Origin of the sequence: Bradyrhizobium rifense (assembly GCF_008123425.1) — a bacterium.
GTDB lineage: Bacteria > Pseudomonadota > Alphaproteobacteria > Rhizobiales > Xanthobacteraceae > Bradyrhizobium > Bradyrhizobium rifense.
Map to the genome: position 1 here is coordinate 1 of NZ_VSSS01000092.1, position 19518 is coordinate 19518.

At 63.9% G+C, this 19518-nt stretch carries 20 protein-coding genes; 6 read left to right on the forward strand and 14 right to left on the reverse strand.

The window, feature by feature from the left end:
* Positions 1 to 96 precede the first annotated feature (96 nt).
* Positions 97 to 591, reverse strand: coding sequence for an anthrone oxygenase family protein (locus FXB40_RS44825; RefSeq protein ID WP_148778636.1), 495 nt, complete (start codon positions 589 to 591; stop codon positions 97 to 99).
* Positions 592 to 685: 94 nt separating this feature from the next.
* Between FXB40_RS44825 and FXB40_RS44830 the strand changes: the two genes are divergently transcribed.
* The gene (locus FXB40_RS44830; protein WP_148778638.1) at positions 686 to 1336 is read left to right on the forward strand and encodes a TetR/AcrR family transcriptional regulator; all 651 of its coding nucleotides are present in this window, start codon (positions 686 to 688) and stop codon (positions 1334 to 1336) included.
* Positions 1337 to 1342: 6 nt separating this feature from the next.
* Here the strand turns inward: FXB40_RS44830 and FXB40_RS44835 are convergent, their stop codons facing one another.
* Positions 1343 to 2605: an MFS transporter gene (locus tag FXB40_RS44835; protein ID WP_148778639.1), complete on the reverse strand. Its 1263-nt coding sequence runs from the start codon at positions 2603 to 2605 to the stop codon at positions 1343 to 1345.
* 155 nt (positions 2606 to 2760) lie between these two features.
* On the opposite strand from FXB40_RS44835, the gene FXB40_RS44840 reads away from it, so the two are divergent.
* Positions 2761 to 3711: a LysR family transcriptional regulator gene (locus tag FXB40_RS44840; RefSeq protein WP_187437567.1), complete on the forward strand. Its 951-nt coding sequence runs from the start codon at positions 2761 to 2763 to the stop codon at positions 3709 to 3711.
* Between the two features lies 1 nt (position 3712).
* Positions 3713 to 4906: an acetylornithine deacetylase gene (gene argE / locus FXB40_RS44845; RefSeq protein WP_148778641.1), complete on the forward strand. Its 1194-nt coding sequence runs from the start codon at positions 3713 to 3715 to the stop codon at positions 4904 to 4906.
* Between the two features lie 187 nt (positions 4907 to 5093).
* Here the strand turns inward: argE and FXB40_RS44850 are convergent, their stop codons facing one another.
* From FXB40_RS44850 to FXB40_RS44865, 4 genes are all read right to left on the reverse strand, one after another.
* Positions 5094 to 5720, reverse strand: coding sequence for a LysE family translocator (locus FXB40_RS44850; protein ID WP_148778643.1), 627 nt, complete (start codon positions 5718 to 5720; stop codon positions 5094 to 5096).
* Between the two features lie 21 nt (positions 5721 to 5741).
* Positions 5742 to 6083 (reverse strand): NIPSNAP family protein, encoded by a 342-nt coding sequence (locus FXB40_RS44855; protein ID WP_148778644.1) that lies wholly within the window; start codon positions 6081 to 6083, stop codon positions 5742 to 5744.
* A 250-nt stretch (positions 6084 to 6333) separates the two neighbouring features.
* Positions 6334 to 7392 carry a phosphotransferase family protein gene (locus tag FXB40_RS44860; RefSeq protein ID WP_148778646.1) on the reverse strand — a complete coding sequence of 353 codons (1059 nt, stop codon included), beginning with the start codon at positions 7390 to 7392 and terminating at the stop codon, positions 6334 to 6336.
* A gap of 131 nt (positions 7393 to 7523) precedes the next feature.
* Positions 7524 to 8759 carry an acyl-CoA dehydrogenase family protein gene (locus FXB40_RS44865; protein ID WP_148778648.1) on the reverse strand — a complete coding sequence of 412 codons (1236 nt, stop codon included), beginning with the start codon at positions 8757 to 8759 and terminating at the stop codon, positions 7524 to 7526.
* Positions 8760 to 8974: 215 nt separating this feature from the next.
* On the opposite strand from FXB40_RS44865, the gene FXB40_RS44870 reads away from it, so the two are divergent.
* On the forward strand, positions 8975 to 9637 hold the full coding sequence (locus FXB40_RS44870) for a TetR/AcrR family transcriptional regulator (protein WP_148778649.1): 663 nt from the start codon (positions 8975 to 8977) through the stop codon (positions 9635 to 9637).
* A 4-nt stretch (positions 9638 to 9641) separates the two neighbouring features.
* Here the strand turns inward: FXB40_RS44870 and FXB40_RS44875 are convergent, their stop codons facing one another.
* The 8 genes from FXB40_RS44875 to FXB40_RS44910 form a co-directional block, all read right to left on the reverse strand.
* The gene (locus FXB40_RS44875; protein ID WP_148778651.1) at positions 9642 to 10034 is read right to left on the reverse strand and encodes a RidA family protein; all 393 of its coding nucleotides are present in this window, start codon (positions 10032 to 10034) and stop codon (positions 9642 to 9644) included.
* A 99-nt stretch (positions 10035 to 10133) separates the two neighbouring features.
* Positions 10134 to 10349 (reverse strand): hypothetical protein, encoded by a 216-nt coding sequence (locus FXB40_RS44880; protein WP_148778652.1) that lies wholly within the window; start codon positions 10347 to 10349, stop codon positions 10134 to 10136.
* 165 nt (positions 10350 to 10514) lie between these two features.
* Positions 10515 to 11390, reverse strand: coding sequence for a beta-keto acid cleavage family enzyme (locus tag FXB40_RS44885; protein WP_148778654.1), 876 nt, complete (start codon positions 11388 to 11390; stop codon positions 10515 to 10517).
* A 4-nt stretch (positions 11391 to 11394) separates the two neighbouring features.
* Entirely contained in the window at positions 11395 to 12624 is a 1230-nt protein-coding gene (locus tag FXB40_RS44890) for a CaiB/BaiF CoA transferase family protein (RefSeq protein ID WP_148778655.1), read from the reverse strand.
* A gap of 178 nt (positions 12625 to 12802) precedes the next feature.
* Complete coding sequence (locus FXB40_RS44895; RefSeq protein WP_148778656.1) at positions 12803 to 14008, reverse strand: MFS transporter; 1206 nt, start codon at positions 14006 to 14008, stop codon at positions 12803 to 12805.
* 134 nt (positions 14009 to 14142) lie between these two features.
* Positions 14143 to 14970 carry a 3-oxoadipate:acetyl-CoA acetyltransferase gene (locus FXB40_RS44900; RefSeq protein ID WP_148778658.1) on the reverse strand — a complete coding sequence of 276 codons (828 nt, stop codon included), beginning with the start codon at positions 14968 to 14970 and terminating at the stop codon, positions 14143 to 14145.
* 122 nt (positions 14971 to 15092) lie between these two features.
* Entirely contained in the window at positions 15093 to 16481 is a 1389-nt protein-coding gene (locus FXB40_RS44905) for an MFS transporter (RefSeq protein ID WP_148778659.1), read from the reverse strand.
* A 247-nt stretch (positions 16482 to 16728) separates the two neighbouring features.
* Positions 16729 to 17457: an NUDIX hydrolase gene (locus FXB40_RS44910; RefSeq protein ID WP_148778661.1), complete on the reverse strand. Its 729-nt coding sequence runs from the start codon at positions 17455 to 17457 to the stop codon at positions 16729 to 16731.
* 102 nt (positions 17458 to 17559) lie between these two features.
* On the opposite strand from FXB40_RS44910, the gene FXB40_RS44915 reads away from it, so the two are divergent.
* Both FXB40_RS44915 and FXB40_RS44920 read left to right on the forward strand, forming a co-directional pair.
* On the forward strand, positions 17560 to 18597 hold the full coding sequence (locus tag FXB40_RS44915; protein WP_148778662.1) for an SPFH domain-containing protein: 1038 nt from the start codon (positions 17560 to 17562) through the stop codon (positions 18595 to 18597).
* Positions 18581 to 19516: a diacylglycerol kinase catalytic domain-containing protein gene (locus FXB40_RS44920; RefSeq protein WP_148778663.1), complete on the forward strand. Its 936-nt coding sequence runs from the start codon at positions 18581 to 18583 to the stop codon at positions 19514 to 19516. Before FXB40_RS44915 ends, FXB40_RS44920 begins: the two co-directional genes overlap by 17 nt.
* The last annotated feature ends 2 nt before the right edge of the window (positions 19517 to 19518 follow it).

The following is a 19518-nucleotide window of genomic DNA, read 5'->3' on the forward strand; positions in this document are numbered from 1 at the left end:
CGGCCGAGTGACTCAGTAAGATTAGCCGAAGGCGTAACCCACCTCTTCTGTCTCTGCGGATACGAACAGTGGCGGGTTACGCTTCGCTAACCCGCCCTACGAGACCGGCTGCGAAGCGAGCGCAGCGACGAACAACGCACTCGCTCCCACCGCCGCCACCGTCCGCACGTGATTCCAGAACACCCAATCCTTCAGATAGACCGCCCACACCGCGCCCGCCTCCGGCGCTGACGGCTGCACCGCGGCGAGCGCATTGTTCAGCGGCACATTGAATGCCATCGTCACCACGAACATGCCGATGACGTAGAGGCCTCCCCCGGCGATCATGCTCGCCGCGCCCGGTTCACCGAGGCGCAATGCGCTCATCACCACCAGCGCGGCGCCCGCCATCGTGGTGCCGAGGAACAGCGGCATGAACAGCGAACGCACGATGTCGACATTGATGGCGTTCATCGCCGCGATGCCGGCGGCCTGGTCGAGGCGGCCGAGCGCGGTCATGATGAAGGTCGAGAACGCGAAATAGACGCCGGCCATGAGGCCGCAGCCCAGGGCCGAAAACCAGAGCAATCCGCTCGTCAGAACCTGCCGCATGCCACACCTTCCCTAAATACGATAAACTCTCGTATTTGATAAAAGCGATAAACTCTCTTATTTCTGGCGTCAAGCGCGGATGGCGGGAATCAGGATGCCGGAACGGAAGATCAGGACGGGCAAAGCGACGCAGGCGGCCGGACGGCGCACGCCGCTGGTGCCGACGCAGGACCGCAGCCGGGAGCGTTTCGATCGCATCCTGACCGCTGCGACCGAGATCCTCACCGAGAAAGGCAGCGACGCTTTCCGGATGAGCGACATCGTCGAGCGCACCGGCATCGCCTTCGGCTCGCTCTATCAATATTTTCCGGACAAGAGCGCCGTGATCGGGACGCTCGCCGAGCGCTGCAATGCCATCGGTCGCGACTGCGTCCGGCGCGACCTCACCGAGATGAAGAAGCTGTCCGACCTGCACACGGTGCTCTGCCGCATCACCGACGGCTACCACCAGATGTTCCGTGATCACCCGGTGATGCATCACATCTGGCAGGCAACGCAAGGCGACCGGACGCTACAGGCGATCGACGAGGAAGATGTGGCTTTTCTCGCCGGCCTGTTGCGCGAAGCGCTGCATCGCGTCGCACCGAAGCAGTCGACCACCGCCCTCACCGCGTTCTCGCAACTGGCGATGATCCAGATCGCGGCCGCAGTCCGACATGCGATCTCGCTGCCAGCAGCGGACGCACGCCGGATGCTCGACCTGTTCAAACGCATGCTGCCCGCGGATCTCTCCGCGCTGCGCTGAGACGGCCTACGACAGCGCCTCCCCGGTGCGGTCCTTCAGCGTCAGCACCGCCATCAGGCTGATCAACGCCGCGACCGCCAGATAGAACGCCACCGCGATCGGCCGCCCCGTCCAGTTGATCAACGCCGTGATGATCGCCGGCGTGAAGCCGCCGAAGATGGCAACGCCGAGGCTGTAGGTCAGCGAGATGCCGGTGGCGCGCACTTTTGTCGGGAACAGTTCGGCCAGCACCGCCGAGGCCGGCGCCGTATAGATCAGCATGAAGATTGCGACCGCGATCTGGCTCGCGACCAGACGCTCCGGCGTCGGCGATGCGATCAGGTAGGCAAACGCCGGATAGGCGACGATCGCAAGCCCGACTGCGCCGACGACCATGATGCGCTGACGGCGGAAGCGATCGGCCAGCGCGCCGATCAGCGGACAGAACAGCAGGACCGTGCCGACCGTCACCGGGCCGAGATAGGATTGCGACAGCGACATCTTCAGCTCGCGCGCGGCAAAGGTCGGAAAGTAGTTCGCGATATATTGCGCCACCGTCCACAACATCACCACCAACATGCCCGTCAGCACCGTGCGCCAATGGTCGCGCAGAACGGTACGGATCGGCGCTTCCCCGCCGTGATCGGACGACTTGAACAGCGGCGCGTCCTCGAGCTCGCGGCGGATGTAGAGTCCGACCGGTGCGATGAGCAGACCGACCACGAAGGCGAGACGCCAGCCCCATTCGGTGACGGCAGACGCCGGCAGCGCCAGCGAGATGATCAGCGCAACGAGGCCCGACAGCATGGTCGAGCCGCCCTGCGACATCTGCTGGAACGACGCGAAGAACCCGCGGCGCGCAGGCGGCGCGTGCTCGACCAGCGTCGACACCGCGCCGCCGATCTCACCGCCCGCCGAAAAGCCCTGGATGATGCGGGCGAGCAGGATGATGATCGGCGCCGCAATCCCGATGCGGTCATAACCCGGGCACAGCGCGATGATGCCGGTGCCGAGTGCCATCAACAGAATGGTGAGGCTGAGCGCGTCGCGGCGGCCGCGCTTGTCGGCAAGGCTGCCGAGCACGATCGCACCGAACGGGCGCGCGACAAAACCGATGCCGAAGGTGACGAAGCCGAGCAGCAGCGACACCACCTCGCTGTCAGCGGGAAAGAATGCCTTCGAAATCGGCACCGCGAACGCGGCATAGATCGTGAAGTCGTACCATTCGAGCATGTTGCCGATGGTTGCGGCAACGGCCGCGCGGCCGACCGACTGGCGCTCACTCGTCATCCCACGTTCTGCAATTGCGCTCACGCTGTCCCCCGTTTCGCTCTGCAATTTCCGTAGCCGCGCCGTGCGGCCTCGGTTGTTCGTGGGGCAAAAAGCTTGCACGCAGGATCAGGCTATGCAAATATTTATTTCCAATTCAAATTTCTATGCGATTAATGAATAGAAAAACGAACACTGCCGAGATCGCCGACGGCGGCAAACTTCGTCCATCGCTGCGCGAGATCGAGGCGCTACGGGCGATGATCGCGACCGGCAAGACGACGCAAGCCGCGCGCCAGCTCGGCACGTCGCAGCCGTCGGTGTCGCGCGCGATCGCGAGCCTGGAGGCGCGGCTCGGCCAGCCCCTGTTCGCGCGCCGCAACGGCCGCCTCGCGCCGACCGCGGAAGCGCTGGCACTGGAGGCGCGCGCGGCCGTCGTGTTCGACCTGCTCGATCAGCTCGCCGCGCCCCGCAGCGATGGCGCCACCACGATCCGGGTCGCAGCGCCGCCGACGCTTGCTAATTTCTTCCTCGCGCCGCTCTTGGCACGCTTCATCGCGCGCGAGCCGGGCATGCGCGTTCACGTCGAGATCGGCAAATCGACCGACTGCCTCGGCGCCGTTGCCGACGGCAGCGCCGATCTTGGTCTGGTCGACCAGGCCGCCTCGCACGATGGCGTGCGGCTGGAAATCTTCCGGCAGGCCCGCCCGCACGTGCTCTTGCCGAAACGGCACCCCTTGGCTGCGCGCTCCGAGCTTGCGATCGGCGATCTCGCCGGTGAGCGCATGATCGCGCTGAGCCGCCGCTTTCCCCTGCGCAACAAGCTCGATGCCGCCTTTGCCGCGGTCCGCGCCGAACCCCTGGTCGTCGCGGAAGCCTCGACCTCGACCTTCCTGGTCGAGATGGTCCGCGCCGGCCTCGGGATCACGATCCTCAATCCCTTCCCGCTCGAGCTGCGTCCCGAGAAGTCCATGGTGTTCCGCCCGCTGGATCTCAAGATGACGCTCGAAACCGCTGTCGTCGTTCCCGCGCGGGGATCACTGACGCCAGCCGCGCGCTCCCTCGCCAACTTCATCCGGACTGAACAGCCGGAGAGCCCGTACTCCAAACCCAGCGAGTCAACCTGAAATGCCCAACCCGATCTTCCCGAGCTCAAGACCCGACCGCATCCGCAACGCCCTTGCCGACCTCGTCGGCTTCGACACGATCAGCGATCGCCCCAATTTGCCCCTGATCGCCCATATCGAGAGCTATCTCGCCTTCCTCGGCATCAAAGCCGAGCGCATCACCGACGAGACCGGCAAGAAGGCCTCGCTGTGGGTCACCATTGGCCCCGAGGATCGTCCGGGCTTCGTGCTGTCGGGCCATACCGACGTCGTGCCGGTCGTCGGCCAGGACTGGAGCCATGATCCGTTCAAGCTGGTCGAGCGCGACGGCAAGCTTTACGGCCGCGGCACCACCGACATGAAGGGATTTATCGCGGTGTGCCTCGCGATGGTGCCGGAGATGCTGGAAGCGAAGCTGACGACGCCGATCCATCTTGCGATCTCCTATGACGAGGAGATCGGCTGCGTCGGCGTGCGGCCGATGCTTGCCGAGGTCGCGAAGAAGAAGGTCGGGCCGCTCGGCGCCTTCATCGGGGAGCCGACCGAGATGAAGGTCATCATCGGCCACAAGGGCAAGCACGGCGTGCGCGCGACGTTCCACGGCGTTGCCCGCCACTCCTCGATCGCGCCGGACGGCGTCAATGCCATCGAATACGCCGCCGAGCTGATCACCGAGATCCGCCGCCGCGCGGTGAAGCTCGCAAGCGAGGTCGAGCGCAACAGTCTCTACGATGTCCCGCATTCGACGCTGCTGACCAGCATCGTGCATGGCGGCGCCGCGCTGAACATCGTGCCCGACACCTGCACCGTGGATTTCGAATGCCGCGGCATCGGCATCCCCGAGTCCAAGGAGGTGACGGATGCGATCGTCGCCTGGGCCAAAGCCGAGCTCGAGCCCGCGATGAAAGCCAGGAGCCCCGAGTGCGGCATCGATTTCGAGGAGATCCTCGATTACCCCGCCCTCGACACCAAGGCCGATGCCGCCATCGTCACGCTGGCCAAGCAACTCGCCGGCCGCAACGACCACGCCAAGGTGGCCTTCGGCACCGAGGCGAGCTTGTTCGCCAACATGGCCGATATCCCGTCAGTGGTGATCGGCCCCGGATCGATCGCGCAGGCGCATACGCCGGATGAGTTCGTGGCGATGGCCGAGCTGGAGAAGTGCGCAGGGTTCGTGGAGAGACTGATCGCGCATTGCGCGAAAGCGGAGTCGTAAACGACGGTGCTGTAGGGTGCGCAAAGCGAAGCGTGCCCACCATTTTCACCACGAGTGCGGACAGATGGTGGGCACAGCGCTACGCGCTTTTGCCCACCCTACGAGAGCATCTCTCGGATCGCGCGAGCGGCGGATTACGCTTCGCTAATCCGCCCTACAGATCTGGGCTACCGAAGCGCGCCGCGCCTCAGCGCTCCTGCAAGGCCAGCCGGACGCCAACGGCGCAGTAGATGGTCCCGACCACCTTACCCTGCCACTTCACGACGGCCGGATGGCGGCGCAGGAAATTGCCGAGACGGCCCGCGCCGACGGCGAATACGACGGTACTGAGCAGGCCGAGCAGCACGAAGACGATGCCGAGGATCGCGAGCTGAAGCGCGATCGAACCGTTCTCCGGCCGGACAAACTGTGGCAGGAAGGCGAGGAAGAACAGTGCGGTCTTGGGATTGAGCACTTCGGTCAGCACGGCCTGCCGGAAGGCGCGGCCCGCGCTGATCGTGGGAGTGCCATCGTCCAGCCTGATCGGCGCCTTGTCGAGCATGGCGCGAATGCCGAGGTAGATCAGAAAGCCTGCGCCCGCATATTTGACGGTGCTGAACAGGAGCGAGGAGGTTGCGATGATCGCCGACAACCCGACGATCGCCATCGAGGTGTGGATCACGTCACCCGCAGCAATCCCCGCGCCCGTCGCGATGCCGACCTTGGTTCCCGAGCTTGCGGCGCGCGCCATGGTGAGCAGAGTGGCCGGGCCGGGAATGAAGACGAAGCCGAGCACGATCAGGATGTAGGTGACGAGAGTGGCGTGGTCGATCATGTGCGTGATCCTGAGAGCCAATTAGTGTGACAGGCTGAGCGACGGCGAATAATCCACCGGCACGAGCAGGCGGTCCTCGATCTGGTCAACCATCAGGCCGTGCTCGCCATGAGTCACCCGCTTGATCTCGGCCCACTCGGCATCGGCCATGAACGCCGCCCACGCCGAAATCTTGGCCGCCTCGTCCGGCCACTCCAGAAGATAGGCGAACTCGGTGCGATCGCCGAATTTCGTCTCCCACATCGCGACGATGTGAAAGCCGTATCTGGTTCGCATGATGCGCGCGGCGTGGTCGCGAAACCGGGCGTGGAATGCAGCCTTATTCTTTTCGAAGATTTCGTAGATGCGCAGTTGCTGGATCATGACCGTCTCCTTGCGGAGGAGATATGGTCAGGCTTGGTGGCGGGACAAGCTGCATGCGCGCCTCCCCGTCATTGCGAGGAGCTCTTGCGACGAAGCAATCCAGACTGCCGCTGCGGAAAGTTCTGGATTGCTTCGCTTCCGCCTTCGCTCTTCGAGCTACGGCGGACAAGTCGCTCGCAATGACGGAGAATGTTGAAGCATCGCGAACTCAAAGCAAAAAGGCGCGACCCCAGCCGCGCCCTTGTCTCTCCTACACCGCGCCTGCCTTCTGCGCGTACTCCCACGACGCCTTTGACAGCGGCACGGTGCGCTTGGCGGACTCCAGCGCCTTGGCATTCGCCGCAGTGCCGTCGCGGACACGCCCGGCGATTCCCTGCGTGATGCCGGCGAGGCGGAACAGATTGTAGGCAAAATACCAGTTGAGATCGGGCACCGTCATCTTGGTGACGTTGCAATAGATCTGCGCGGCTTCCTCGACGCTCGGGATGTTGAGCGACTTGAGGTCGGCGCCGTGCAGACCCGGCATGACCCATTGCATCAACAGATAGGTGAAGTCGGCCATGGGATCGCCGAGCGTCGACAGCTCCCAGTCCAGCACGGCCTGCACGCGCGGTTCCGTCGGGTGGAAAATCATGTTGTCGAGGCGATAGTCGCCGTGGACGATCGAGACGCGCGCCTGCTCCGGCACGGTCTTCGGCAGCCATTCGGCGACCTTCTCGAATTCCGGAATGTGCTGGGTCTCGGACGCACGATACTGCTTGGTCCAGCGGTCGATCTGGCGCGCAAAATAATTGCCGGGCTTGCCGAAATCGCCGAGACCGATCGCGGCGGGATCGTACATGTGGAGCTTTGCCAGCGTCTCGATCTTGCTGGTGAAGATTTTCCGGCGCGCATCGTTGTCCTGGCTCGGCAGCGTCGGATCCCAGAACACGCGGCCGTCTTCCATCGACATGATGTAGAAGGCGGCGCCGATGATGCTGTCGTCCTGGCACAGCGCGTAGGCGTGCGCGACCGGAAAACCCTGCTTTCCAAGGGCAGCGATGACGCGATATTCGCGATCGACCGCATGCGCCGACGGCAGCAATTTGCCGAACGGCTTTCTGCGCATCACGTAGGAGCGCTTCGGCGTGTTGAGCCGGTAGGTCGGATTGGACTGGCCGCCCTTGAACTGCAGGACGACCAGCGGGCCCTCATAGCCTTCGACGTTGTCGCGCAGCCACGCCTCGAGCCGCATCTCGTCGAAGCGATGACGCTCCTCGACCGGCTTGGTGCCCGAGAACTCTTCGTCTTTCCTGACGCCGTCAGCCACGGTGACGCTCCCTCTTCAGTCCGAACATGATCCTAATCGGTAACCGCTGACGCACTTGCGTCAAGCGGTCATCCGACGCGGATCATGCCCTGTCGTTTCTTCAAGTCGGGAGCGCTTCCTGCCTCTCCCGCTTAATGCTTGGGAGAATTGGCATACTTCCGAACCTCTAACCTTGCAATGGCGCGATTGTGCACCTCGTCCGGACCATCCGCGAGCCGCAGCGTGCGGATGCCGGCATAGTCCTTGGCAAGACCGGCTTCATCCGAGACGCCGGCACCGCCGAACGCCTGGATCGCCTCGTCGATGATCTTCAGCGCCATGTTGGGCGCTGCGACCTTGATCATCGCAATCTCCGCCTGCGCGGTCTTGTTGCCGACCTTGTCCATCATGTCCGCGGCCTTGAGGCACAGAAGACGCGTCATCTCGATGTTGGTGCGGGCCTCGCCGATGCGCTGCTCCCACACACTGTGCTCGACGATCTTCTTGCCGAACGCGGTGCGCGACATCAGACGCTTCACCATCTTCTCCAGCGCCTCCTCGGCCTTGCCGATGGTGCGCATGCAGTGGTGAATACGGCCGGGACCAAGGCGGCCCTGCGCGATCTCGAAGCCGCGGCCCTCGCCGAGCAGGATGTTCTCCTTCGGCACGCGCACGTCCTCGAGCAGCACCTGGGCGTGGCCGTGCGGCGCATCGTCAAAGCCGAACACCGGCAGCATCTTCTCGACCTTGATGCCGGGCGTGTCGAGCGGAACCAGGATCTGCGACTGCTGCTGATGTTTTGCGGCGTTGAAATCGGTCTTGCCCATCAGGATCGCGATCTTGCAGCGGGGATCGCCGACGCCGGACGACCACCATTTGCGGCCGTTGATGACGTAGTGATCGCCGTCGCGCGCGATGCTGGTCTCGATGTTGGTGGCGTCCGACGAGGCAACCGCGGGTTCCGTCATCAGGAAGGCGGAGCGGATCTCACCATCCATCAGCGGGCGCAGCCATTTGCGCTTCTGCTCCTTGGAGCCGTAGCGCATGAACACTTCCATGTTGCCGGTGTCGGGCGCGGAGCAGTTGAAGACTTCTGAAGCCCAGGAGATGTGGCCCATCTGCTCCGACAGCAGCGCGTATTCGAGATTGGTCAATCCCGCGCCGCGGAATTCGTCATCCTCATGCTCGTTCGGCGGCATGAACATGTTCCAGAGGCCCTCGGCCTTCGCCTTCTTCTTGAGATCCTCGAGGACCGGGATGACCTTCCAGCGCTCGCCACTCTTGTCCTGCTCGTTATAGATCGGCACCGCCGGGCGCACGTGCTTGGCCATGAAGGACTGCACGCGGTCGAGCCATTCCTTCTGTTTGGTGGACAGATCGAAATCCATGGGACGCTCCTCGGTCTTGCTTTGAAAGCCTGTTTTGCGCCGGACTGTCCTCCCGCAATGCGCGGCCCGCAAGCGCCATTCGGCGGATCGCGGGCCGTGGAACCCGCGCCGCTCTAAGTAGCGGCGCAATTCCATCATGCGGATTGACTTTTCCCGGCCTTCAAACGATAGTTTCATACAACTGTTTGAAATGCAACTCCCTCAGGGAGAGCGCCATGCCCAGCGATCATACAAGGTCCGCCATTCTCGCCGCCGCCGAACGGCTCTATGCCGATCGCGGCTTTGGCGACGTCACGCTGCGCGACATCGTCGCGGAGGCCAATGTCAATCTGGCCGCGGTGAACTATCATTTCGGCTCGAAGGACGAGCTGATCGCGGAATTATTTGTCACCCGCTCGATCGCGACCAACCGCGAGCGTCTGCGCGAGTTGAAGGCCGCGGAAGAGCAAGGCGGCGGCCGCGCGCCGATCGAGGTGATCTTGCGCGCGCTGGTCGGCCCGACCTTGCGCGGCTGCTTAGGCCCGGAGAACCAGCGCTCCAGCGCGGCGCGCTTCATGATCCGCGCCTCGATCGAATCCGTACCGCCGATCCGCCGCATCAAGAACCGCGAGATCGACCATCTGCGGAAATTCGCCGGCGCGATGCGAAGGTCCCTGCCCGACCGCAGCGACGTCGATATCTATTGGGGCCTCAACTTCGCACTCGCGATGGCGCACCACACCATCCGCGAGAGCGAGCGCCTGACAAAGCTGTCGGAAGGAAAATGCGATCTTGACGACGTCGAGGGTGTGGTCGCGCGTGTCGTCAGCGTCGCGACGATGGCGCTGACGGCGGGCAAGACCGAAACCAAGGCGCCGTCGCGGCTCGCGGCGCGCTAGCCGCTCACATCATCGCGATGCAATCGATCTCGACATCGAAGGGCCCGAACCATTCCGGCGTGCAGACGAAGATCCGCGCCGGCGGATCGACCGGGAAGTATCGGGCGTAGATCGCGTTGAACGTGGCGAAATGTTTGGTCGAGGTGCAGTAGACGTTGCACTTCATGACGTTGTCGAGCGACGCGCCGGCCGTCTCCAGGCAGAGCTTCATCTGCTCCATGATGATCTCGCTCTGCCGCTCGATTCCCATCCCCCCGATCTCGCCCGTCTCCGGGTCGAATGGTGGGAGGCCGGCGACGAAGATCATGCTGCCGGCACGCGTCACTGGCGAGGTCGGTGCCTTCACGCGGTCGAGAAAGGACGAGATCGGTTCGACGCGGAGCGCTTCGCGTTTCATGGGCCACCACCTTCGGTTCAAGCGAGACTGGTCCCTGACTACATTATATTGCAGCCGGCATGTTTCGCTTCTGATCGAAGTGTGGCTGCTATGCGCAGGCTAGGCCCGCTGCGGCATCTCCTCGGCCTCTTCCTTGGCGAGCAGCAGCAGCATCTCGATGCCCATGTCGCCTTCCTGCGGCGAGCGGATGAACTTGATCTCTTCGGCGCTTTGCCGCAGCGCGGCAATGATCGCGACAGCCTGGTTGGCCGTGGCCGCCTCGGTGGCCAGAATTGCCTTCTGGTCTTTTGCTTGGAACCCGATCGTGTAGGACATGCACTTCCCTCCCGAACCCAGTGGGAGAGATCGAATCTGAGTCGCGCGCGAAGCGGAAGCCTGTGTGTTTACGGACCGGGTTTATCTGGGGATTGCGCGCAAGCCTCACGCAAGGCCGCGAGATCGTCATGCTTCCGTCAATAATTGATCGACGACGGCCTGGCTTTACGCCAGCCCGAGCATCGCGCGCACGTCCTGCGCGGTCGCAACACTGGCGCCGAGACTCGTCAGGATGCCTGCCGCATGCGTGACCAGCTCGGCATTGGACTTCGCCAGCACGCCCTTGGACATATAGAGATTGTCCTCCATGCCGACGCGGACATGGCCGCCAAGCAGCCAGGCCTGCGCCACCATCGGGAATTCGGCGCGGCCGACGCCGAAGCCGGACCAGATCGCGCCCGGCGGCAACAGGTTGCGGGCATAGAACATCGTCTCCGGCGTGGCGGAGAAGCCATACTTCACGCCGAGCACAAGCGAGAACAGGCCCGGCCCCTTCAGCGAGCCGTCTGCAAGCATGTCGCGCGCCAGATGGCAGTCGCCGGAATCGAACAGCTCGATCTCCGGCAGCACGCCGGCGGCCTTCATGCGTTCGGCCATGATGCGGACATTGCGCGGCGTGTTGATCACGACCTCGCCGCCGGAATTCATGGTGTTGAGGTCGAGCGTGCAGATATCGGGCTTCAGGAGCTCGATATGCTCGACGCGCTTTTCCGGCTGGAGCAGTGTGGTGCCGGGGCCGGCGACGCGGGGATCCTCGACCGAGGGCACGAAACGACCGCCAGGGCCGGTCGTGAGGTTGATGACCAGGCTTTTGTTGCGGGCACGGATGCTTTCCACGACGTCGCGATAGAGATCGATCGACATCGACGGCCGCCCCGTGGCGGGGTCGCGCACATGGATGTGGGCGATCGCAGCGCCGGCTTCTGCCGCCTCCAGCGCGGATGTCGCGATCTGCTCGGGCGTGATGGGCAGATACGGCGACTGCTCGGGTTTTGTCAGGTTGCCCGTGATCGCGCAGGTGATGATGGTTTTGCCGGTCATGAAATCAGATAATCCCCTGCTTCTTCAGCTCCTCGATCTTCCCCGCATCGTAGCCGAGCTTGCCGCCGAGCACCTCCTGGGTGTGCTCGCCGAGCAGCGGCGGCGCGCGGTAGGTCTTGATCGGGGTCTCCGAGAAGGTCAGCGCGTTGCGGATCAGCGACAGATCGGGCTCGAAGGGATGGTCGACCTTCACCCGCATGCCGCGCGACTGCACGTGCGGATCGGAAAACACCTGCTCGAAATTGTTGATCGGGCCCGACGGCACGCCGGCCTCTTCGAGCTTGTCCAGCCAATAGGCCACCGGCTTGGTCAGGAACAGGCCGGCGAAGATCGCCATGATCTCCTTGCCGTGCACGACGCGGTCGTTGTTCTTGATGAAGCGCTTGTCGTTGGCCAGCTCAGGCTGGCCGAGCACGGCGCAAGTGCGCTGGAACTGGCCGTCATTGCCGACCACCAGCATCAATTCGCCATCGGTGCAGCGGAACACGCCGGCCGGCATGCCGCCATTACCCCAGGTGCCGCGGCGCGGGGGCATCTTGCCGTTGACGAGGTAGATCTGCAGCCAGTGCGACAGCGACGCGATGACGGTGTCGAACAGGCAGACGTCGATGTGCTGCCCCTGCCCGCCATTGGCGTCGCGATGGTAGAGCGCCGACAAAAGCCCGATCGAGGTGTTCATGCCGGTCATGTAGTCGACGATCGACGGGCCGACCTTCATCGGGCCCTCGCCAGGTTCGCCGTCGATGTGGCCGGTGACGCTCATCAAGCCGCCCATCGCCTGCAGAATCGCATCATAGCCGGCGCGCGGCGCGTAGGGGCCGGTCTGGCCGAAGCCGGTCACCGAGCAATAGATGATCGTGGGATTAATCGCCTTGATCGTCTCGTAGTCCAGGCCGTAGCGCTTGAGATCGCCGACCTTGTAGTTCTCCATGAAGACGTCGACGTCTTTGGCGAGCTCGCGGATGATCGCCTGCCCCTCGGGCTTGGCGATGTTGACCGTGACCGACTTCTTGTTGCGGTTGGCGCAGAGATAGAACGAATTGTTGTTGTTCGCCTTGCCCTCGGGATCGGTCAGATAGGGCGGCCCGAAGGCGCGCGCGTCGTCGCCGCTGCCGGGCCGCTCGATCTTGATCACGTCGGCGCCGAGATCGCCCAGCATCTGAGCCGACAAGGGCCCGGCGAGCACGCGCGTGAGATCAAGGATCTTGATGCCTGAGAGCGGCAGGGCCGACATGTCGATTTCCTCCGGGGAACTGGATCTTGGCGCGGCGGCGATCGCGGCCCGCGCTCCTTGCGGATACACCATTTTGGGGCCCCGAGCACTGCGCGCTGGGCATACGGCCATCCCCCGTCCCGCAGCAGAGGTAGCCCGCGACGCCCAATTCCGCGTTGCGAATATTATCCGGTCGAGCTCAGGTCGCGGCTGCCGCGGCCAAGTGCGGGCGTCGTCGGCCCAGTAGGATCAGAATCAGCACCGTCGCGCAGGAAAAGGCCAAAGTGAGCCCAAGTGCGCCGCGGCTTCCGAACTGGGTGAGCAGGCCGGCGAGAAGCGGCGGCGAGATCGCGGACGCCAGATTGAGCGGCAGCGCGATCATCGACATCGCCTTGGCGAATTCGGCTTGGTCGTAGAACACGAGCGGGATCGTCGCCCGCGCCACCGCCATCGCGCCGCTGCCGGCACCATAGAGCAGGATGAAGACCGCAACCGCCCAGGTCGCGCCCTCGCTCAGCATCAGCAGCACCATGGCGACGGGAAGCGCGGTGCCGGCGACGAGGCCGGTGGTGATGCCGTCCCACCGGCCACCGCCGAGGAAATCGAGGCCGCGGGCGCTGACCTGGATCACGCCGAGCATCGAGCCAAATGCAAGCGCCTGCGCCGGCGCAAGGCCCTCCGCCCGCAGCAGCTCGATCAGGATGGCACCGATGCCGAAATTGACGAAGGCATTCATCGTGATCACGCAGACGACGAGACCGAAGGTGCTTCTTGGAATCGCGGGCGGCGGCGCAGCCCTGACGGCCTCGCCACCATCGTCCGTCGCAATTTTCCGGCGCGGTGCGACAAACGCATAGAGCGGAAGGTTGATGGCGAGCAGCATCGCCGCATAGACGAGACAGGTCCCGCGCCAGCCGAGCCAGGCGCTGAGGAACGACGTGGTCGGCCAGAAGATGCTGCTGGAGAGACCCGTCACCAGCATCAGCCCGCCGATCGCGTTCTTGGCGCCCCGTCCGGCGACCTCGTTCAGCATGATATAGGCGCCGGTCGACAAGGTGGCGCTGCCGCCCATGCCGAGAACGACCCAGCCGGCGAAATAGAGCACCGGGTCCCGCGCGAAGAACAGGACGATGTAGCCCGGCACGGAAACAATAGTGCCGACCATCATCACCTTGCGCGCACCGTGCCGCGCAAAGGCCTTGGCGAGCCAGGGCGCGCACAGGCCCATGGTGACATAGAGGACCGAGCTGCCCGCAAATACCGCCGGCAGGCTCAGGCCGAGGTCGGCCCCGAGATCGCGGCCGACCACGGCCGGAAGGCCGATCGTACCCCATCCAATGAGTTGGGTGATTGCCAGCACCAGCAGGACCCCGATGAGCCTGCTGTCAGATTTCAAGATCCGCATTCCACTCGTCGCCTGCCCGGCAGGCGCCGATCACGCCTGTGAGCTTTGTCTTACCCGGAGACTCAGCTCACGGGAATGTCGGTTCCGAATGGCAGAAGGCAGCCAGAAGCATGTCAGGAGGAGGCAGTAGCCCCCTATCCCACGAGCCCAAGCAGGGACCGCGCCTCGGCTGCGGTCGCGACGCGCCGGCCGTGGCGCGTGACAGCTTCGGCGGCGATGGTCACGAGCTCCGCGTTGCTGGCGGCGAGGCGCGTCTTGTCGACCCTGATATTGTCCTCGAGCCCGGTGCGAACCGCGTCGGCGCCACGCGCGAGCGCCCAGTCCATCACCTCGGCCTGATGGCGTCCGATCCCGGCCGCGGTCCAGGTCGCTTGCGGGATCAGCCGCCTGAGCTCGCCCAGGAGGATGTCGAGGACATGCTCGTCCGCGGGCATCGCGTTCTTGACGCCCATGACGAATTGCACGTGCGGACGCGCGTCCATCAGCCCCGCCTCGATCAGGCGGCGCGCCCCATGCAGATGCGACAGATCGAAGATCTCGATTTCCGGGCGGATGCCATTCGTCTTCATGCCGCTGGCGAGAGTGTCGACGAGGGCAGCGCTGTTCTCATAGACGATCGTCGGAAAATTCACCGATCCGGTGGAGAGCGAGGCCATGTCCGGCTTCAAATAGAGCGATGATCCACGCGCCGAGGGATCGCGGCCGCGCCCGCCGGTCGAGAACTGCACGATCATCCCCGGGCAATGCTTCCTGATCCCCTGCTGCACCAGGGCAAAGCGCTCGGGGTCGGAGGACGGCGTCTCATCGTCGTTGCGAACATGGATATGGGCAAGCGTGGCGCCTACCTCGAAGGCTTGTTGCGTCGACTCAATCTGTTCGGACGGCAGAATCGGCACCGCCGGATTGTCCTTTTTGCGCGGAACGGAGCCGGTGATAGCGACAGCAACGACAACGGGGTTCATCCCTTGACCTCATGATGGTCGCGCTCGCGCGCACAAAGTTCGAACAAGTAGTGACAAGAAGCGTGAAGCCCTGCCGCTGCAAACACGACCGATTGCAGCGGCATTGCCTTCAGTCGTTTTTATCAGGTCGGAATTGCGGCCACACCACTCGCCGCTTCAGCGCGCTGCCGATCGTAATCGGCCCGCGCCATTGGAACAGCCTTGGGATTGCCGAGATCGTCGATACTGACCCGATAGGTTTCACGGGCCGTGACGGCCGCCAGCGCCGCAATCACCGTGATGCCGAAGGCGATCGCCCCGACCGTCAGGGGAATGTTGGCCGAGCCGGGAGGCGCCACGGTCGCAAACAGGGCCGGAAGCAACGCTGTGATCGTGGTTCCGATGTTCTGCGAGATCGCCATCGCTGACACACGGGTGCGCGTCGGAAACAGTTCCGGGTAGAAGCTCGGGAAGATCGCGTTGTAGCCCTGATAGACGACGCCCCACATCAGGAGCGACAGCAGGATCGCCAGCGGCACGTTCTTGATGCTGATGGCGTAGAGATAGCCGAACGCGAGCAAGCCGGACAGCAGCGCGCCCACGATGATCGGAGGCTTGCGGCCAACCTTGTCGGAGAGATTGCCGACGAAGGGAATGACGAACACGGCCAGCATGTTTCCGAGCACCGGGATCCAGAGATAGACGTCCTTGGCAAAGCCGATGCCGTAGGCGGGCTGCACCGCGTAGGCCGCACCGAAGATGGTCGCAACAACCGGAATGACGTTCATCAGCGCCATGCAGATGACCCGGAGCATGTCGCGCCAGCTCAGCTTGATGGCCTGAACAATGGGCGCCCGCGGCGTTTCTCCGCGCTCGCCCTCGCGGGCAAAGGCAGGGGTCTCGTCGACTTCGCGACGAATGATGTAGCCGGCGACAATGACGAAGAAGCTGAGCAGGAACGGAATCCGCCAGCCCCAGCTGTTGAACGCGTCGTTCGGCATGTAGGCCGCCAGCGGCAGGAAGACGGCTGCCGCGAGAATTTGCCCGGCCTGCACGCCCTGAAGGGCGAAGCTCGCATAGAAGCCGCGCCGACCGAACGGCGCGTGCTCCAAAATCATCGAGCTTGCGCCGGAGATTTCACCGGCAACCGCAAAGCCCTGGATGAGGCGCAGGATCACGAGCAGGATCGGCGCCAGGATGCCGACCTGCTGATAGGTCGGCAGGATACCGACCGCCATGGTCGAGATGCCCATCAGGAACATGCAGACGATGAGAACGGTCTTGCGGCCGTGGGTATCGCCCCAATGTCCGAGGACGAAGGCACCGATGGGGCGAGCCACATAGCCGACGCCATAAGTCGCCAGCGATGCGACGATGGCGACGGTCGGATTCTCCGACGGGAAGAAGATTTGCGGGAAGATCAGCGACGCGGCGGTCGCATAGATGAAGAAGTCATAATATTCGAGAGCCGACCCGATCCAGCCGCTCGCAGCGGCCTTCCTGGACTGACTCATCTGATGGATCGCGGTCATCTCAAAATTCCTCCACTTTGGTTTTTGGGGTCCCTTGGCGGGCTTCTTGGAGAAATTGGGCAGCACTCTCCGCGCGCTGTGCGGGTTTCCGCAAGCGTTTGTCACTGCCGATAGGTGTTTGATTGACGCGACAATAGGCTTTCGCCGGGCTAACACAATTACCCAGTTATGCGATAAACCTAACATGATGTTATCTACGCCGGAGCGCCCGGGTCGCAGTCGCGCGCGAACCGGCGGCTCGGCAAACTTACTCCGGCGGATTGAACGTCCGCACGAAATACACGGGCTCCCTGCCCTTCTTCAGGCGATAGAGCTGCGCCGGGCGGTTCGGGCCGCGCCGCATCTTTGCGACGGGCTCAATCATGTCGGCCGACAATATCCGGGTACGGAAGGCGCTCTTTTCGAGGGGACGGTCGAGCACGATCTCGTAGACGCGCTGCAGATCCGGTAGCGTGAACTCGGCAGGCATCAGGTAAGCCGGCAGCGAGGTATATTCCACCTTGTTGCGCAGGCGCTGGATCGCGGTTGCGAGGATGTCGCCGTGATCGAAGGCGAGCCTTTCTTTTAGCCTGCCGTCTCGAATCGGAAACCAACGCGCATCAGGTGTGAGTACGCCCGCCTCTTCCGGGATCAGCGCGAAATAGGCGTGGGTCGCCGACCAGCCGCGCGGATCGCGCACAGCGCTTCCCCAGCTTCCGAGCTGCTCGAGATAAGGGCTCGTGACCCCCGTCTTCTCCTTCAGCTTGCGCGCCGCGCAGGCCGCAAGATCGCGGTCTTTCGCGACGTCGACGAAGCCGCCCGGCAGCGCCAAGCTTAGCGGAAACGGTTCACCGTCGCCGGCCGGACGCTGCACCAGCAACACCCCAAGCCTGTCGTCGAGAATCGCAAAGATCACGACGTCGACCGTGGTCAGGGGTCGCGGGAAGTCCAATTGTCCTGCTTTTCCAAGTCCTTCGGCCCGAGCCTCACCCGCCATAGGCGATCTCCTCTGTTCGGGCTTGACAGTAGCACACTTAGTTGTACAGTCCAACTTATTTAGTTGTTCAGACCAACTTATAGCTAGCGACAGGAGTAAGCCATGTTCGGCCTCAGGTTCATCAAGGCGCAGCCCACCACCTATCTGATGAAGTACCGCGCCGGCGCAGTCGTCGCCGAGGGCACCGGCCTCTCCACGTTCTACTACGGCCCGGTCACCACGCTCGTCGCCGTGCCCGTCGGCAGCCGCGATGCCTCCTTCATCTTCCAGCAGATCGCGCGCGACTTTCAGACGCTGACCGTGCAGGGCCACGTCACCTATCGCGTCAGCGAGCCGAAGAAGGCGGCCTCGATGCTCAACTTCACGCTGAAGTCGGACGGGAAGACCTATGAGACCGACGATCCGGAAAAGCTGCCGGAGCGTATTCTCGGCACGGTCGAGGTGCTCGCGCAGCAGGCGATCAAGGAATTGACGCTGAAGGACGCGCTGCAGGCATCCGACCACATCGCCGACATCATCGCGGGCGGCTTGCGCGGGCGCGCCGACATCGAAGCCCTCGGCCTCGAAATCCTCGGCGTGTCGATCCGCGGCATCAAGCCGGCGCCCGATACCGCAAAGGCGCTGGAGGCGCAGGCGCGCGAAGCGATCCTGAAGACGGCAGACGAGGCGATCTTCGCCCGGCGCAATTTCGCCGTCGAGCAGGAGCGCGCAATTCGCGAGAGCGAGCTCGACACCGAGATCGCGGTCGAGCAGAAGAAGCGGTCGATCCGCGAGACCCAGATGGATGCCGAGGCGAGCGTGGCAGCCAAGCGCAACGAGCTGCGCCAGGCCGGCATGGCCGCCGACATCGTGCTGGAAGGCAAGCGTAAGGACTTCGTCGGCCTCAACGCCGAGAACACCAGGACGCTGGCCGACGCCGAGGCCTATCGCGTCGGCGCGCTGATGAAGATTTTTGAGGGCGTCGATACCCGCGTGATCCAGGCGCTCGCCGCGGCCGGCATGCAACCGAGCCAGTTGATCGCGCAAGCCTTCTCCGGCATCGCCGAGAAGGCCGAGAAGATCGGCCAGCTCAACGTCTCGCCGGACCTGCTCAGCCAGCTGCTGGAGAAGCCGGAGGCCGCCAATGCCCGCCGCCAATGACCGCAAGATCGTGCTGGTGACGCGCAAGACCAGGTTAGAGGACCTGGTCGCGCGTTACCTGACCGCGGCACAGGCGCGCTTCTATGTCGAGCATCTCGGCGCCGATTTCTCCGACTATGAGCGCGAGCACGAGGTCTATCACGCGCAACGGCATGCGACGCTGCAGGTGCTGGAGCAATGGGGGCGATATCAGGTCATCGAGCGCGGCTTTCTGCCCAACTTCATCTTCGCACCTGACGACATCGTGGTCGCGCTCGGCCAGGACGGCCTCGTCGCCAACACGATGAAATATCTCGACGACCATCCGCTGATCGGGCTCAACCCGGACCCGGCGCGTTACGATGGCATCCTGCTTCCGTTCGCACCGCGCGACCTCGCAAAACTTCTGCCGGAGGTCGCCGCCGACAAGCGCAGCAGCCAGGCCGTGACCATGGCGGAAGCGCGGCTCCGCGACGGCCAGGTGCTTCACGCCGTGAACGATCTCTTCATCGGCGCACGCACCCATGTCTCGGCGATCTACGAGATCGCGGCCGGCGGGACGACGGAACGACAATCATCGAGCGGATTAATCGTCGCGACCGGGCTCGGATCGACCGCCTGGTTCAAGAGCATCGTCACTGGCTCGCTTGCCATCGCCGGCAGCTATGGCCAGCCTCCCCTGCCGGGTGGTTACGAGACCCTGCCCTGGGACGCGGCCGAACTGCGCTTCGCGGTGCGCGAGCCGTTCCCCAGCCGCCACTCACAGACCAGTCTCGTCTGCGGCCGGCTCGCGGTTGAGGAGCAATTGCGTATCCGTTCACTGATGGCGGAGAACGGCGTCATCTTCAGCGACGGCGTCGAAGCCGACCGCCTCGATTTCAACGCGGGCGCCGAGGTCACGATCGGAATCGCCAAGCGGCACGGACGGCTGATCGTGTGAGG

Coding starts and splice junctions, on each gene's coding strand:
- FXB40_RS44825 (WP_148778636.1), bottom strand. CDS start 591: ATGCGGCAGGTTCTGACGAGCGGATTGCTCTGGTTTTCGGCCCTGGGC.
- FXB40_RS44830 (WP_148778638.1), top strand. CDS start 686: ATGCCGGAACGGAAGATCAGGACGGGCAAAGCGACGCAGGCGGCCGGA.
- FXB40_RS44835 (WP_148778639.1), bottom strand. CDS start 2,605: ATGACGAGTGAGCGCCAGTCGGTCGGCCGCGCGGCCGTTGCCGCAACC.
- FXB40_RS44840 (WP_187437567.1), top strand. CDS start 2,761: ATGAATAGAAAAACGAACACTGCCGAGATCGCCGACGGCGGCAAACTT.
- argE (WP_148778641.1), top strand. CDS start 3,713: ATGCCCAACCCGATCTTCCCGAGCTCAAGACCCGACCGCATCCGCAAC.
- FXB40_RS44850 (WP_148778643.1), bottom strand. CDS start 5,720: ATGATCGACCACGCCACTCTCGTCACCTACATCCTGATCGTGCTCGGC.
- FXB40_RS44855 (WP_148778644.1), bottom strand. CDS start 6,083: ATGATCCAGCAACTGCGCATCTACGAAATCTTCGAAAAGAATAAGGCT.
- FXB40_RS44865 (WP_148778648.1), bottom strand. CDS start 8,759: ATGGATTTCGATCTGTCCACCAAACAGAAGGAATGGCTCGACCGCGTG.
- FXB40_RS44870 (WP_148778649.1), top strand. CDS start 8,975: ATGCCCAGCGATCATACAAGGTCCGCCATTCTCGCCGCCGCCGAACGG.
- FXB40_RS44875 (WP_148778651.1), bottom strand. CDS start 10,034: ATGAAACGCGAAGCGCTCCGCGTCGAACCGATCTCGTCCTTTCTCGAC.
- FXB40_RS44880 (WP_148778652.1), bottom strand. CDS start 10,349: ATGTCCTACACGATCGGGTTCCAAGCAAAAGACCAGAAGGCAATTCTG.
- FXB40_RS44885 (WP_148778654.1), bottom strand. CDS start 11,390: ATGACCGGCAAAACCATCATCACCTGCGCGATCACGGGCAACCTGACA.
- FXB40_RS44890 (WP_148778655.1), bottom strand. CDS start 12,624: ATGTCGGCCCTGCCGCTCTCAGGCATCAAGATCCTTGATCTCACGCGC.
- FXB40_RS44895 (WP_148778656.1), bottom strand. CDS start 14,008: ATGCGGATCTTGAAATCTGACAGCAGGCTCATCGGGGTCCTGCTGGTG.
- FXB40_RS44900 (WP_148778658.1), bottom strand. CDS start 14,970: ATGAACCCCGTTGTCGTTGCTGTCGCTATCACCGGCTCCGTTCCGCGC.
- FXB40_RS44905 (WP_148778659.1), bottom strand. CDS start 16,481: ATGACCGCGATCCATCAGATGAGTCAGTCCAGGAAGGCCGCTGCGAGC.
- FXB40_RS44910 (WP_148778661.1), bottom strand. CDS start 17,457: ATGGCGGGTGAGGCTCGGGCCGAAGGACTTGGAAAAGCAGGACAATTG.
- FXB40_RS44915 (WP_148778662.1), top strand. CDS start 17,560: ATGTTCGGCCTCAGGTTCATCAAGGCGCAGCCCACCACCTATCTGATG.
- FXB40_RS44920 (WP_148778663.1), top strand. CDS start 18,581: ATGCCCGCCGCCAATGACCGCAAGATCGTGCTGGTGACGCGCAAGACC.